Annotated in this window: 15 protein-coding genes; 14 read left to right on the forward strand and 1 reads right to left on the reverse strand. The window is 53.7% G+C overall.

Annotated features, from left to right (window positions below; genetic code table 11):
• Window positions 1–6 precede the first annotated feature (6 nt).
• Window positions 7–960 (forward strand): ribose-phosphate diphosphokinase, encoded by a 954-nt coding sequence (locus IAE55_RS31885; protein WP_105442434.1) that lies wholly within the window; start codon window positions 7–9, stop codon window positions 958–960.
• Window positions 961–1,037: 77 nt separating this feature from the next.
• On the opposite strand, the gene IAE55_RS31890 is transcribed toward IAE55_RS31885, so the two are convergent.
• Window positions 1,038–1,238, reverse strand: coding sequence for a hypothetical protein (locus tag IAE55_RS31890; protein ID WP_076176662.1), 201 nt, complete (start codon window positions 1,236–1,238; stop codon window positions 1,038–1,040).
• Between the two features lie 149 nt (window positions 1,239–1,387).
• Here IAE55_RS31890 and pth point away from each other — a divergent pair, with 149 nt between their 5' ends.
• From pth to IAE55_RS31955, 13 genes are all read left to right on the forward strand, one after another.
• Window positions 1,388–1,948, forward strand: a complete 561-nt coding sequence (gene pth, locus IAE55_RS31895; RefSeq protein ID WP_076176663.1) for an aminoacyl-tRNA hydrolase — start codon at window positions 1,388–1,390, stop codon at window positions 1,946–1,948.
• Between the two features lie 80 nt (window positions 1,949–2,028).
• Window positions 2,029–2,259, forward strand: coding sequence for an anti-sigma-F factor Fin family protein (locus IAE55_RS31900; RefSeq protein ID WP_076176664.1), 231 nt, complete (start codon window positions 2,029–2,031; stop codon window positions 2,257–2,259).
• 240 nt (window positions 2,260–2,499) lie between these two features.
• Window positions 2,500–6,024, forward strand: coding sequence for a transcription-repair coupling factor (mfd, locus tag IAE55_RS31905; protein WP_105442432.1), 3,525 nt, complete (start codon window positions 2,500–2,502; stop codon window positions 6,022–6,024).
• Entirely contained in the window at window positions 6,011–7,177 is a 1,167-nt protein-coding gene (locus IAE55_RS31910) for a peptidylprolyl isomerase (protein WP_200634852.1), read from the forward strand. The genes mfd and IAE55_RS31910 overlap by 14 nt, the downstream gene beginning before the upstream one ends.
• Window positions 7,178–7,421: 244 nt before the next feature.
• On the forward strand, window positions 7,422–7,964 hold the full coding sequence (spoVT, locus tag IAE55_RS31915; RefSeq protein WP_105442451.1) for a stage V sporulation protein T: 543 nt from the start codon (window positions 7,422–7,424) through the stop codon (window positions 7,962–7,964).
• Between the two features lie 189 nt (window positions 7,965–8,153).
• Window positions 8,154–9,833: a putative polysaccharide biosynthesis protein gene (locus IAE55_RS31920; protein WP_200634858.1), complete on the forward strand. Its 1,680-nt coding sequence runs from the start codon at window positions 8,154–8,156 to the stop codon at window positions 9,831–9,833.
• Window positions 9,834–10,051: 218 nt separating this feature from the next.
• Window positions 10,052–11,542, forward strand: coding sequence for a nucleoside triphosphate pyrophosphohydrolase (gene mazG, locus IAE55_RS31925; protein WP_200634853.1), 1,491 nt, complete (start codon window positions 10,052–10,054; stop codon window positions 11,540–11,542).
• Window positions 11,543–11,859: 317 nt separating this feature from the next.
• Window positions 11,860–12,132, forward strand: coding sequence for an HU family DNA-binding protein (locus tag IAE55_RS31930; RefSeq protein WP_076176669.1), 273 nt, complete (start codon window positions 11,860–11,862; stop codon window positions 12,130–12,132).
• A 1-nt stretch (window position 12,133) separates the two neighbouring features.
• Window positions 12,134–12,412 (forward strand): RNA-binding S4 domain-containing protein, encoded by a 279-nt coding sequence (locus tag IAE55_RS31935; RefSeq protein WP_076176670.1) that lies wholly within the window; start codon window positions 12,134–12,136, stop codon window positions 12,410–12,412.
• A 189-nt stretch (window positions 12,413–12,601) separates the two neighbouring features.
• A complete protein-coding gene (yabP, locus tag IAE55_RS31940; RefSeq protein ID WP_089549461.1) occupies window positions 12,602–12,883 on the forward strand; it encodes a sporulation protein YabP in 282 nt (93 codons plus the stop codon).
• Window positions 12,880–13,458, forward strand: coding sequence for a spore cortex biosynthesis protein YabQ (gene yabQ / locus IAE55_RS31945; RefSeq protein WP_145029942.1), 579 nt, complete (start codon window positions 12,880–12,882; stop codon window positions 13,456–13,458). Before yabP ends, yabQ begins: the two co-directional genes overlap by 4 nt.
• A 60-nt stretch (window positions 13,459–13,518) precedes the next feature.
• Entirely contained in the window at window positions 13,519–13,884 is a 366-nt protein-coding gene (locus IAE55_RS31950) for an FtsB family cell division protein (protein ID WP_116234463.1), read from the forward strand.
• Between the two features lie 125 nt (window positions 13,885–14,009).
• Window positions 14,010–14,495 carry a S1 domain-containing RNA-binding protein gene (locus tag IAE55_RS31955; RefSeq protein ID WP_116234462.1) on the forward strand — a complete coding sequence of 162 codons (486 nt, stop codon included), beginning with the start codon at window positions 14,010–14,012 and terminating at the stop codon, window positions 14,493–14,495.
• Window positions 14,496–14,982 lie beyond the last annotated feature (487 nt).

A 14,982-nucleotide genomic window follows, 5' to 3' on the forward strand; every position in this document is an offset into this window, starting at 1 on the left:
AATTCTATGACTTATTGTGATTCGAAGTTAAAAATATTTACATGCAATTCCAATCCGAAGCTCGCACAGCAAATTGCGGATTATATCGGCATCCCCATGGGGGATTCGCATACGACCAGCTTCAGTGATGGTGAGATTCAGGTGAAATTATCGGAGAGCGTTCGCGGCTGCCACGTTTATGTCGTGCAGTCGACATGCGGTCCGGTAAATGACAATCTCATGGAGCTGCTGATCATGGTCGATGCGCTGAAGCGTGCTTCTGCGAAGAGCATTAACGTCGTAATCCCTTATTATGGATATGCGCGTCAAGACCGTAAGGCCCGTTCCCGTGACCCGATTACCGCTAAGCTGGTAGCGAATCTGATTGAGAAGGCGGGTGCCCACCGTGTCATCACGATGGACCTGCATGCCATGCAGATTCAAGGCTTCTTCGACATTCCGGTTGATCATCTGCTTGGGGTGCCGATTCTGGCCCAGTATTTCCGATCCAAGCAAATCGAGAATCCGGTTGTTGTGTCTCCTGACCACGGTGGTGTGGTTCGTGCCAGAAAACTGGCTGATTTCCTGAATGCCCCGCTGGCCATCATTGATAAACGCCGTCCGGAACCGAACGTAAGTGAAGTTATGAACATCATCGGTCATATCGAAGGCAAAACGGCCATTTTGATCGATGACATTATCGACACGGCCGGCACGATCGTGCTTGGGGCCAATGCTCTGATGGAAGGTGGCGTCAAGGAAGTGTATGCTTGCTGTACGCATCCCGTCTTCTCCGGCCCGGCGATGGAACGCCTGGAGAATTCTCCGCTCAGCGAAGTCATCGTGACGGATACGATCCCGATTACGCATCCAGAGCCGAGCAAGAAGATCAAAGTTCTGTCGGTAGCTCCGTTGATGGGTGAAGCCATCATCCGTGTGCATGAGGAATTGTCCATCAGCAAGCTGTTCGAAATCGAATAAGGCAAGGGAAGGTATATGCAAAGAGAGGGTTATGTTTCCTGGCTCCAGGAAATATAACCCTTCTCGCGCATGCTCTTTTAATATCCGGGAGTCGATACAAACGTATACAAATTCCGGTTGTAGAGCGTACCTTGAATTTCAACGAAGTGCTTGGTGAATGAGGTAATCGTTCCAATGTCCACGTGTACGCCCTGCCGGAGAACCTGAACGGGAATGCCGTGGATCTGGTGCTGCTGAAAGTGCCGGTGCAGCGTAAGCAATTGGCCGAATTCAGTCATGAACCGTACCACCTTCTTATGGTGATCATGGATGCCATGGCAAGAAGCGATGCAGCATCCTATACTCTATTGTAACAAAATTTGGTGCTAATGCTAACTTGCACAGCAGGCGTAGCGGCAGCATGCGGTTTGGAGGATCGAATAACGCAATGAAATGGATTGTAGGACTCGGGAATCCGGGATCCAATTATGAAAAAACGCGCCACAACGTCGGTTTTATGATGCTGGATGCGCTGGCGGAGCGGCATGGTATTAAGTTTGGGCCAAGCAAATGCAAGGCGCTGATCGGCGAGGGCTTTATCGGAACCGACAAGGTTGTTCTTATCAAGCCCATGACCTACATGAACCTGTCCGGAGAAGCGGTGCGGGCCTATATGGATTATTACAAGGCTAAGCTCGAGGACATGATTGTCGTTTATGACGACATGGATACGGCAACCGGCAAAATCCGCCTGCGGTATCAGGGCAGCGCCGGAGGCCACAACGGCATCAAATCGATCATTCAGCATACGGGAACGCAGGTGTTCGACCGGATCCGGATGGGGATTTCCCGGCCTGAGCCGGGATATGCGATCGTCGACTATGTGCTCTCGAATTTTCCGAAAAAGGAGAACGAGCTGCTGAAGACGATGATTGAGCAAGCCTGCGACGCCGCGGAGTTCAGTCTGAACCATACCTTTGAACAAACGATGGCCAAGTTTAACGGTTGATCTCGAGGGCAGGAATCGGGGGCTAAACGAACGTTTTTTCGGGCATACTGAAGTATAAACGACTTTCAGGAGGCATATAGATGGCAATAAATTATATTTGCCGGCACTGCCGCACGCCGCTCGGAAAAATAGATTCGTCCCTGGTTACCGACGCCCAGCTGGGGTTCCATTCCTTGACCCCGGCAGAACGTAGAGATATAATAGCGTATGATTTAAGCGGCGACGTAACGGTCAAAGTGATCTGCGATTACTGCAGAGAAGCGCTGGAGAACAATCCGGAGCTGAGCCTATTGGCAAACCCGCTTCAATAATGTTGTGCGCGAAACCGCGGAAAATGCGGACAGATACCGTGAATGGAAGGGCCTTGGCAGTGCTGCTGAGGCTTCTTTTGGGTATTCCTTTTGTCCAGTCTCCTAAGACCAGGGGATGTCCGCTGCCGGTAGATATATTTTAATGAAGCACAGCGAAAAATCACCGCAGTCAGGTATTTTATGGTAAAATTCAATCTACCATCCAAAAGATAACAAGTAAGCATAAGAGAGGTGCCCCCTTTGTTACATGCACTTATAGAAGCTTTCTCTAAAGATCCGGATTTGAAGTCGATTACCGCCGGGTTATCGGCCGGTATGAAGGAACAGCTCGTTTCCGGGTTATCGGGGTCCGCGCGTCAGGTTATGCTGTCGGCACTGTTTGAAGAAATCAAACGCCCGATGCTCGTCGTCACTCACAACATGTTTTCCGCACAGAAAATCGCGGAGGATTTACAGGAAGCGCTTTCACCGGACCGTGTGCTGCTGTATCCGGCCAATGAGCTGGTGGCAGCCGAATCCGCGGTATCCAGTCCAGAGACCCTTGCGCAGCGTATTGATGTGCTGATGAAGTGCGCGCAGGGGTTTTCGGGCATTGTGGTGGCACCGTTTTCGGGTGTGCGCCGGTTTCTGCCTGCCCCGGAAGTGATGGCCAAAGCCCAAATTGTGATTCAGGATGGCGGCACACTGGACGCCCAAGCTTTCCTGGCCCAAATGATCGAAATGGGATACGAACGGGTAGAACGGGTCGAAGGCAAGGGCGAAATGAGCGTACGCGGAGGAATTATCGACTTTTACCCGATGACCTCCCTATTGGCCTACCGCGTCGAGCTGTTTGACGACGAAATCGATTCGATTCGCACGTTTGACCCGTCCGATCAGCGGTCAATCGATAAAGTTAAGGAAGTCACTATTACGCCCTGCAAGGAGATCATCGCCGATCACCAGAGGCTGGAGCAGGCAGCTGCAGCCACCGCTCAACTACTGGAAGAGCAGCTTGGCAAGATGACCGACCGGCAGGCGAAGCTGCGTCTAACGGAAGAAATGAAACGGGAGATGGAGCTGCTGCGCGAGCATGTCTATTTTCCGGAAATCTATAAATATATCTCTCTGCTCTATCCGGAGCACAAGACGCTGTACGACTATTTACACAAGGACACCGTCCTCATTCTCGACGAGCCGGCGCGCCTTCTTGAAACGGCCAAACAGCTGGAGCGTGACGAATCCGAGTGGAACTTGCATCTGCTGCAGAACGGAAAGACGCTGCCGCAGCTGCATTTGTCCGTTGACGGCGACGAGATACTGTACCAGCGTCCATTCCAGACGATATTCATGTCGATTTTCCTGCGTCAGGTTCCGCATACCCAGCCTCAGAATATTCTGAACTTTATCAGCCGGGGGATGCAGGATTTCCATGGGCAGATGAACGTGCTGAAAGCGGAAATGGACCGCTGGCATAAGTCCGGGGTTCAGGTGATGATGCTTGCCAGCAGCGACGAACGGCTCGACCGGATGCGGCGGGTGCTGCAGGATTATAACATCGAGGAGCCGATCATGCTGCAGGGTAATTTGCAGACGGGCTTTGAGATGCCGTCCATTCATCTGGCGGTGATTACTGAGGGCGAAATGTTCTCCCAGAAGCAGCGGAAGATCCGCAAGCTGGGCAAAAACATTGATAACGCCGAGCGCATCAAGAGCTATACCGAGCTGAAGGTCGGCGATTATGTCGTCCATCAAAACCACGGCATCGGTAAATATATGGGTATCGGCACGCTGGAAATCAACGGCATCCACAAGGACTATATGCATATCCTGTATGCCGGCGGCGACAAGCTGTCTGTACCGATCGAACAGATCGATCTCATTCAAAAATACGTCGGTTCAGAGGAAAAGGAGCCGAAGATCTACAAGCTGGGCGGCAACGAGTGGACACGCGTTAAAAATAAAGTCCGCTCTTCGGTACAGGACATCGCCGACGATTTGATCAAGCTGTACGCCGAGCGGCAATCGACGCCGGGATACGGCTTTGAGAAGGATACGACCGAGCAGCAGGAATTCGAAGAAATGTTCCCTTACGATGAGACACGCGATCAGCTGCGGGCGATCGAAGAGATCAAGAAGGATATGGAGCGGAACCGTCCGATGGACCGGCTGCTGTGCGGAGACGTAGGCTACGGCAAGACCGAAGTGGCGATCCGCGCCGCGTTCAAGGCTGCCATGGAGGGCAAGCAGGTGGCCGTTCTTGTGCCGACGACGATTCTGGCGCAGCAGCATTATGAGACGTTCCGGGAGCGGTTCTCGGGATATCCGATGAACATCCAGGTGCTGAGCCGGTTCCGTTCGCGGAAGGAGCAGAACGAAACGATCAAGGGGATTCGTCAGGGGACGGTCGACGTCGTGATCGGCACGCACCGCTTGTTGTCCCAGGATCTGGTGTTCAAGGATCTGGGCCTCCTGATTGTGGACGAGGAGCAGCGGTTCGGTGTGACGCATAAGGAGAAGCTGAAGCGTCTGAAGACGAATGTCGACGTGCTGACCCTGACGGCGACGCCGATTCCGCGGACGCTGCATATGTCCATGCTGGGAGTCCGGGATCTGTCCGTCATCGAGACGCCGCCGGAAAACCGTTTCCCTGTGCAGACGTATGTCGTGGAATACAGCCAGACGCTGGTCCGGGAGGCCATCGAACGGGAGCTGGCCCGCGGCGGTCAGGTGTATTATCTGTACAACCGCGTTCAAGGCATTCATGAAATGGCCGCCCAAATTTCGGCGCTGGTGCCGGAGGCCAAGGTTGGAGTGGGCCACGGGCAAATGTCGGAGACGGAGCTGGAGAAGACGATTCTCGACTTTCTGGACGGGGAATACGACGTCCTTGTCAGCACGAGCATTATCGAGACAGGCGTCGATATTCCGAACGTGAATACGCTTATCGTGCATGATGCTGACAAAATGGGCCTGTCCCAGCTCTATCAGCTGCGCGGCCGTGTCGGACGCTCCAACCGGATTGCGTACGCGTACTTTACGTACCAGCGGGATAAGGTGCTGACCGAGGTGGCGGAGAAACGCCTACAGTCGATCAAGGAGTTTACGGAGCTCGGCTCCGGCTTCAAAATCGCGATGCGCGACCTGGCGATCCGCGGAGCGGGGAACCTGCTCGGTGCGGAACAGCACGGGTTCATTGCCTCCGTCGGCTTCGACCTGTACTCGCAAATGCTTGCCGAGGAAATCCAGAAGCGGAAGGTGTCCGTTCTCGGAGAAAAAGTCGAACCGGAGAAGACATGGAACACTGCGCTCGATATCGGCATCGATGCGTATTTGCCGTCCGAGTACATTTATGACAGCATTCAAAAGATTGAAATTTATAAGAAAGTGGCGGCAGTTTCTTCGTTCGATGACGGGAAGGAGCTGGAGGATGAGCTGCTGGACCGCTTTGGGGAACTGCCTGAGGCGGTAACGAACCTGCTGACCGTCGCCAGGCTGAAGGTATACGGCAAGATGTACGGCATCGACTCCATCAACCGCCGTGGGGATGATCTGATCCTCAAATTTTACGAGGGGCAGGAAAAGGCCGTCAGCACCGCGAAGCTTGCACAAGTTGGCAATCGCTTCGAGAGACGTGTACAATTTGAGCAGGATGCTCAAATGACGATCCGAATCAAAGGCAAGGGGCTTGATGACAAGCAGCTGCTCGATCTGCTGGAACAATTCTTGGAAGCGATCCGTGAGCTGTTCAAATCGAAGGAGGAACTTCAGGATGTTGTTCAATAAGAAAAAAGCATGGAGAGGAATTCTGCTGACCTTGGTGTGTGTACTGACCCTTTCCGTGCTGGCAGCCTGCGAGAAAGGCGGCTCCGATAAAGAGAAGGATGCCAGTAAAACGGTGGCAACCTACGAAGGCGGAGAGATTACGGAGAATGAATTTGAGATGCAGAAAAAAATCATGACGTTTATGTCTCCGGAGTATGCCCAATTTATGGACATGGCCGATTTCCAGGATTATTTGGTGAAGCAAAAAATTGCTTTTAAATATTTGAGCGGCAAGGCTACGGACGACGCCAAGAAGGAAGGCGAGAAAAAGGCAGGCCAGCAAATCGACCAAATGAAGAAACAGGTGGGCGATGACCAGTTCAAGCAGCTGCTGGGCGACCAGAAGCTCAAAGAGGACGAGCTCAAGCAATATTTGGTGCAGGTTATGACGGTTATGGAGGACATGAACGCCAAAGTGACCGAAGACGACATCAAGAAGCAGTATGAGGCCAACAAGCAGGATTTCATGGTGGCCACGGTGCATCATATTTTGATCGGGCTGACCGATTCGAATAACAAGGAGCGCACCAAGGAAGATGCGCTGAAGATTGCCAAAGACGTCAAATCGCAGCTGGACAAAGGGGGAGATTTTGCCGAGCTGGCCAAAAAGTACTCGGATGATTCCTCCTCCAAGGACAATGGCGGCGTCTACAAAGACTTTACCGTTGGACAGTGGAGCGTGCAGGAGTTCAAGGAGCAGGTGCTGACCCTTCCGCTGAACAAAATCAGTGCTCCCGTCGAATCCAATCTCGGATACAGCATTATCAAGGTCGACTCCCGCAAGGACACGCCTTATGACAAGCTGACGAACGATCAGAAAGAAATGATCCGAAGCAATCTGGGCGCATCGAAAATCGATCAGTTTATGCAGAATGATCTGACGAAGATCATCAAGAAGATTGATCTGCCGAAAACGGCGGATACGTCCAAGAGCGGCACGGGAACAACCGGAACGGGATCGTCCGGCAGCGGCACGGAAGGCACTACTTCCGGTACATCCGGAAGCGGAACAGGTGCGACAGGCAGCAGCAGCGGAGATGCCAAAACCACCGATAAAGGTACAACTACTTTTGAAGAAAAGGTAACCGAGCCCGGCGAGGGATCGGGCAAGTAATCCATATTTCGCATTGAATCGTGTGCATGAAGGAAGGCGCGGGCCAGATCCGCGTCTTTTTTGCATCAATGAGCTGGATAAAATGTGCAGAACAACCGCAACTAATAGTTCCAACATCATGTATAAGGAATTGGGAATGGATGAATACTATGGGCAGATATCACAACTTATATTCCTGGGACTCACCTCTTCCCATAAGAACAGTAGTTGAAAAATCTTCTCTAGAAAGCGGGGCAACATGTTAATGAAAGCTACTGGAATAGTCCGCCGTATCGATGACCTGGGCAGAGTGGTCATCCCAAAAGAAATCAGACGTACATTGCGTATCCGTGAAGGAGATCCGCTTGAAATTTTTGTAGACCGTGATGGTGAAGTCATTCTGAAGAAGTATTCCCCGATCGGCGAGCTGGGCGACTTCGCCAAGGAATATGCGGAATCGCTGTATGAAGGTACCGGACACATCACGATCATTTCTGACCGCGATACCTTCATCGCCGTTGCAGGCGGTTCCAAGAAGGAATACTTGGAGAAACCGATCGGATCCCTGATCGAGAACTGCATGGACAGCCGCAAGACGCTGCTGGAAACAAACCAAGGCAGCTACGAAATCAGCAAGGACCATCAGGAGAACCTGTCCTCCTTTGTGGTCGCGCCGATCATTTCCGGCGGAGATCCAATTGGTTCAGTGATCCTGCTGAGCAAGGACGAAGCGACCAAGATGTCGCAGCTGGAAGTCAAAATGTCCGAGACAGCCGCTGCTTTTCTTGGCAAGCAAATGGAGCAGTAATCCGGCAGCCCGGTACGGCTCTTCCTCGAGCACCCGAAGCTCCCCCTTCTTATTCACGGATGACCCGGGAATGAAGGCGGGAGTTTTTTGTGTCCGCTCTCCTCAGGTATAATAGGTGTATTCGTATCGAAAAAACGGAAGCAACGCCAAATGACCGAGGTTGAATCCGGGCAAAAAGTAGGGAAGAGGATGAAACAGACAGGTGCGGCATCGAAGATGCTGCAGGGGGCTTTGATTTTAAGCATGGCTATGGTGCTGTCGAAACTGATCGGCACGCTGCAGAAAATTCCGCTGCAAAACATGGGCGGGGATGCGGTGTTCGGCATCTATAACACGGTATATCCGCTCTATTCATTAATGATGACGATCGCGCTCGCGGGCCTGCCCGCCGCGATCTCGAAATTCGTCGCAGAGGACGAAGCCGTCGGGGGGACGGGGGAAGGACTCCGGGTGATGAGGCTGTCCTCTGTGCTGCTGGCGCTGCTCGGCATCGTCCTGGGGGCCGCCGTGTACGCCTGCGCTCCGCTTATTGGGACCTGGATCGACAATTCCAGCGTCGTGCCGGCGGTGCGGACGGCGTCCTTAGCGCTGCTGTTCGTGCCGGTGATGACCGGGATGCGAGGCTTTTTTCAGGGATACCAAAACATGATGCCCACCGCCGTTTCGCAGATCACGGAGCAGTGTGCGCGGGTCGCCGTCATGATCGGGCTGCTGATTTACCTGACGGGGATCGGGGCGAAGCCGGAGACCATCGCAGCAGGGGCGCTGTTGGGGTCGGCCGCTGGTGGTGCCGCGGGTCTCATCGTTATGCTCGGCTATTGGCGCAGGTTCCGGCGGGCTCAGCGTGGCTCTGCCGGCGCAGAAGGCGCTGCCGTGTCGACGCACAAGGAGTCTACCGTTCGGACGGGTCAGCCGCGTCAAGCCGGGTGGGAGAGAAGCTGGAGCCTGCTGAAGCGGATCCTGTTGTACGCGATTCCCGTCTGTCTGGGTTCACTGGCCGTGCCTTTAATCGGCATGGTAGACAGCTTTACCGTACCGCGGCTGCTCAAAGCCGGAGGCGCCGGCGAGGCGGGGGCGATGATCCAGTTCGGCATCTATAACCGCGGCATCCCCATCGTCCAGCTGGTGACGATGCTGGCCACGTCGCTGTCAGTGCTGTTCATCCCCGCTTTGGCGGACGCAAAGGCGAGAGGAGACCGCGAGCTGGTGAGCGAGCGTACCCGGCTGACCCTGCGCTGGTTCTGGCTGCTGGGACTCGCCGCATCGGTGGGGATTGCCATTCTGGCTGATCCCCTGAATATCGCGCTGTACCAGGACACGGCGGGCAGCGGCGTCATGCGCTGGATCGCCTTCACCGCCGTCGGCAGCGCGCTAAGCATCATTTCAGCCGCGCTCCTGCAGGGCGTCGGCATCGTGCGCGCGCCGGCCGTGCATCTGCTGGCCGCGGCAGCGGCGAAGACGCTGCTGAACCTGCTGCTGGTTCCACAGCTGGGCATTACCGGCGCGGCCATCGCCGGCGTGGCCGCGCACTTCCTGGCGGCAGCGCTCAACATCGCGCTGCTGGCCCGCAGCACCGGCCTGCGCATTCGCGCCGGTGCCGCCTTGGCCAAGCCGGCGCTGATGCTGGCCGGCATGGCCGTGGTGGCGGGCGCTGTGGCGCTCGCGGCGGACGCGGTGCTGTCCGCGCTCGGGCTGCCCGCCCGCCTCGTGGCCGCCGCGGCAAGTGTTGCCGGTGCCGCGGCCGGAGGCGCCGTGTTCCTCGCCGGCGCCGTGCTGGCCAAGCTCCTTACCGAAGAGGAGCTTGTCATGCTGCCGAAGATCGGCCGTCCTCTGACCGCCTTACTGAAGCGGGTTCGGCTGCTGCGGTAATATCCGCATGGGACTGAGGAATCTTCTATTTTGGTCGTCATAGAGGGAGAATGATAGAAGGCGGTGGATCAACGGATCCGCCGAACAGGCTTCAGTAAAGGGCCGGGCCATATGAGGACCCGTTTGCGCTTCTGGTTTTCTTTTAAAAAAGAAACCGTGATATAGTATATTTATGCCCCATTCCCGGAAGAATGGGAAATAGAGCGGAGGAATGACATATGAGCGCAGTACTGAAGGTTGTCGGTCTCGGTTCGGGCAACCCGGACCGGCTGACAATGGGTATTGTGAGAACGTTGCAGCAGGCATCACAAATCTACGTCAGAACGAAAGAGCATCCGGTCATGTCGATGCTGGAGGAGCTGAAGCTCGAAGTCAGTTCGTTTGACCACATCTACGAAGCGCATGATTCGTTTCCGGAGGTGTACGCCTCCATCGCAGACCGGCTGCTGGAGCTGGCTTCAGCCGGCGATGAACACAGCGTGATCGTCTATGCGGTGCCCGGGCATCCGATGGTGGCGGAGTCCACCGTCCAGCTGCTGAGGGAGCACTGCCCGCAGAAGGGGATCTCCCTTGAAATCCTGGGCGGGGAGTCCTTTCTCGACGAAGCCTTTATCCGACTCGGTTTTGATCCGATCGAAGGCTTTCAGCTTCTCGATTCCACCGGCATTCGCAGCAGCATGCTGCAGCCTCAGCTGCACACCGTGATCGGGCAGGTATACGACGAGTTTACCGCTTCTGAGGTAAAGCTGTGCCTCATGGAGCTCTATCCTGACGATTACCAGGTCATTGTCGGACATGCGCTTGGTGTCGAAGGGGAGGAGCAGGTGCTTCAGGTTCCGCTGTTTGAGCTTGACCGTGTCCTTGGTTACGGTAACCTCTCGCTCGTATACGTCCCAAGAAGCGACGACGAGAGCCTGCGCCAGCGGACCTTCGCCCGGCTTCATGAGATCGTCGGCATCCTCCGCAGTCCGGAGGGCTGCCCTTGGGACCGGGAACAGACGCATGCGTCGATCCGGAAAAATCTCATCGAGGAAACCTACGAGGTGCTGGAGACCATCGATGACGATGACCCTGAGCATATGCAGGAGGAGCTTGGAGATTTGCTGCTGCAGATCATGCTGCATTCGCAAATGGAGGAAGAGGAAGGCACTTTCAGCGTGTTCGACGTCATTCAAGGGTTGAATGACAAGCTGATTTTCCGCCATCCGCATGTGTTCGGCGAGAACAAGGCCAAGGATGCGGAAGCCGCCTTACAGAACTGGGATGCCATGAAGGCTGAGGAGAAACGCCGTAAAGGCATCGAGCCCGAGAAGGCGTCCGCCCTGGACGGGATTCCAAGAGACCTGCCTGCGCTAATGAAGGCTTATAAGCTTCAGAAGAAGGCATCCAAGGTCGGGTTCGACTGGGATTCCATCGAGGGTGTATTCGACAAGATCGAGGAGGAGCTCGGAGAGCTGCGGCAGGCCGTGGCGGAGGGACAGGGCGTCGGCGAGCAGGTGGGTGAGCTGGGTGACCTTCTGTTCGCGGCGGCGAACGCGGCCCGGTTCCTGGATGCCGATCCGGAAGAAGCGCTGTCGAGAACGAACCGCAAGTTCGTCAACCGGTTCCGTTACATCGAGGATGTGCTGCACGCAGAAGGCAAAACGCTGCAGGAAACCAGCCTGGATGAGATGGAGACGATTTGGCAACAGGCCAAAAATGAGGTATGATATGAAATCTCCAGTCCCTGGAGGGACGGGGGGTGCCTTCAATGCCTGTGGAGTGAAGCCCTTTTAGCGAACAGGAATGAATGACTTCCGTGTTTCATGGTTCCGATTTCGCGCAAAATTTCCGTTAGACGACGCCCAGAAGCTTCTTTTTGCAGGGATTTCCTCGGAAATTATAAAAAATTGGCGGATTGAGGCAGGAATTCGGGCAGCACAGCAAGAATACCATACAGAACGCGCCAAAAGCGGTATGTTTTGGGGGCTAAGCTCCTCTACCGCGCCAATACTTATTTCTTTGTATATTGGGAGGATTATAATTTATGAACAAGACAGATCTGATCAACAACATTTCCACGAAAAGCGGTTTGACTAAAAAAGACGTGGAGTCCGTTCTGAACGGTTTCCTGGGTGAAATTGAGGAAGCTCTGGCAAGCGGTGAAAAAGTTCAGCTGATCGGCTTCGGCACTTTTGAAACCCGCAAGCGTTCCGGTCGTACAGGCCGCAACCCGCAAACCGGCAAAACCATCGAAATTCCGGAATCCAACGTTCCTGCTTTCAAAGCGGGCAACAAGCTTAAAGAAGCCGTAAAATAAGATGCGCGTCGACAAATTCCTTAAGGTATCAAGGTTAATTAAGCGGCGTACCGTTGCGAAGGACGTCTCCGATCAGGGAAGGGTCCTCATTAACGGCAGGGAAGCCAAGCCCAGCAGTACGGTCAAGGTGGGCGATGAGATCACCGTCCAGTTCGGCCAGAAGCTGGTCACCGTGAAGGTGGAGCGGCTTGCCGAAACGACCCGCAAGGACGAGGCGAACAGCCTGTACACCTTGGTCAAGGAAGAACCGATCGCCAAAGATAACGGTTTGAACTGGTAAGCGGGCATTCCAGAAGGCATATACACAGCAGCACATTAGAGGCATCTTCCGATCACGATCGGGGGATGCCTTTTTAGCTTGGCACGATGCTCAGATCATGCTTAAAGTTCCTCCGTTTCACCCGGCAGGGCTGGTTCTAAACCCCGAAACCGCTCCATAAGCTATTGTTAAGAAGGAGGGGTACATGCCATGATCGAGCAAGCGAAAAACAAGCAGCATGAATTGCATATGCTGAATCGCAAGCAGCTGCACCTGACGGGGGTAAACAATGTGGAGAGTTTTGACAGCGAGGAGTTTCTGCTCCAAACCGAGCTAGGGCACCTGACCATCAAAGGCCAGAATTTACATATTAAAAATTTAAACCTGGAAGAAGGCCTGCTCTCGATCGAGGGTCACGTGAATTCCCTGGTTTATTTGGATCCCGGTTCGCACAGCAAAAACAAAGGAATGCTCGGCAAGCTGTTTAAATGAGTCCACAGATTCAATGGATTACCCTGCTGTGGATGCTGTTCTCGGGAGCGGCGTTGGGGGTGGCCTATGACAGTTACCGGGTGCTGTCGGGCCAGCTCCACTTTCCGAAATGGACCCTTCATGTATTGGACGTGCTGTACTGGAGCGCTGCGGCCCTGTTTGTGTTTCGGATGCTGTATATCAGCAATTACGGCCAGCTTCGGTTTTATGTATTTGTGGGACTCTTTATTGGGGTATGGTTATATTTTTTAATCTTGAGTGTTACAACCCAGCGTTTTGTGGTAATGTTAATAAGGACAGTACGTTACGTGATTGATGTGGTCAAGCGTTTGTTTCGAGCGCTCGTCTGGGCTCCGATCCGTGCGATCTTGAAACTGTTGAAGTGGATTGCCGTCATGCTCGGCAGCCTCCTGATGTTTCTTCTCCACGTGATCCTGCGCTGTCTCACGCCTTTCTGGAAGCTGCTTCAATGGATGCTCCGCCCCATCACCTCCCGTCTGAAGATGCCCGAGTGGTTCAGGAAGTTTCTCACCGCAGCTGCAGAGCTGTGGAAGCGATGGTTCTCCAAGGAGTAGACAAGGCTTAGGAACGGCCTGTTACGCAACGATTTCCGTATTTGTAAAGAGGAGGCATTCATGGGAAAATACGCTGCATCACCAGCCCAAACCCGTCCGCAGACTACACAAAAGAATGACAAACAGCCTGCCGGTCATCATGCTGGCGCACGGAGGCGGATTTTTTTATGGCTGACTTTCATGATTCTGTTTATGGGGTGGGCAGGTTATACCTTTATTGACCAGAATTCGCAAATTGCGGACAAGAGTTCCGAGCTGTCGAAGAAGCTGAAGTTGGAGGCACAGACCACACAGACGAAGGCACAGCTCGAGCGGGATGTGAAACGGCTGAACGATCCGGAGTATATCGGACAGTTGGCAAGGAAAAATTATGGTCTGTATTTGCCGGGGGAAACCCCGATTCATGCGGAATCCACCAGCCCTTAATATAGGCGCTGAAGTGGGTTATTACTCAGTTGACCTGGGTTTACGCTTTATGTATAATCAAATCACCACAGCCAAGGTTTTATTAAATCTTGTTGTATATTTTTAAGGGAGGATCATTTTATTCTATGGCAATCGAAGTGGGCACCAAGTTAGAAGGCAAGGTGACAGGCATAACGCATTTTGGAGCATTTGTGGATCTGTCAGGAGGTGTCACGGGTCTCGTTCACATCTCGGAAATCGCCGATAATTACGTCAAGGATGTTAACGATCACCTGAAGATCAATGATGTTGTGACAGTGAAGGTGATCAATGTCGATAAGGACGGCAAGATCGGGCTTTCCATCAAACAAGCTGTTGATAAGCCGGCATCCGAAGCTCGGCCTCCAAGAGGACCAAGACCGGAACGTACTGGTGGAGGCGGCGGAGACCGTTTTGGCGGTGGTGGAGGTTACAATCGTGAACGTGGCGGGCGTCCGTTTAAGCCTGCGGCCAACAAGACTTCATTCGAGGATAAAATGTCTCGTTTCCTAAAAGACAGCGAGGAGCGCATATCGTCGATCAAGAAGAACACGGAATCCAAGCGCGGAGGCCGTGGCGCGAAACGCATGTAATTTTTACTAACAGATTAGAGCATACGATAACCGTATGAAGCAGATAACCGTAGAGGGCATCAAGCCTTCTGCGGTTTTTTTGTTTTTGCTGCGGGCCAGGCGCTGTTCTGCAGTCTTCTTCCCATCAAGGGCGGCATTCGGTAATTTTGTCGTTCTGCAAGAAATTACCGACAGCATCCAACGCCATTCCAGCTATCTCTGTCGCAATCGCTAGCCGAAGCGGTGATTTTATTCGGGAGATTCCCCCGGATCGAACCCGCTGGAAACGGGCTGGAAGTGTTGGGGGACAACCAGTCGACCCTGATTTCCGATCATTCGGGAACGCAGGCTTTTTTGTCGGAAATTTCTTGGTCGCTTGTCCGCTGTTCTGACAAACTTTCATGTTTCACCGGTTCTATAATGGGTACCAACAAATCCTACGAAATGGTGGTGCCAAGATCATGGAAAAATGGAATGTGATGGACGTGCCTGTCATGAAATCGGCAAA

The sequence above is a fragment of the Paenibacillus sp. S28 genome (genome assembly GCF_016624415.1).
Lineage (GTDB): Bacteria > Bacillota > Bacilli > Paenibacillales > Paenibacillaceae > Paenibacillus_AQ > Paenibacillus_AQ favisporus.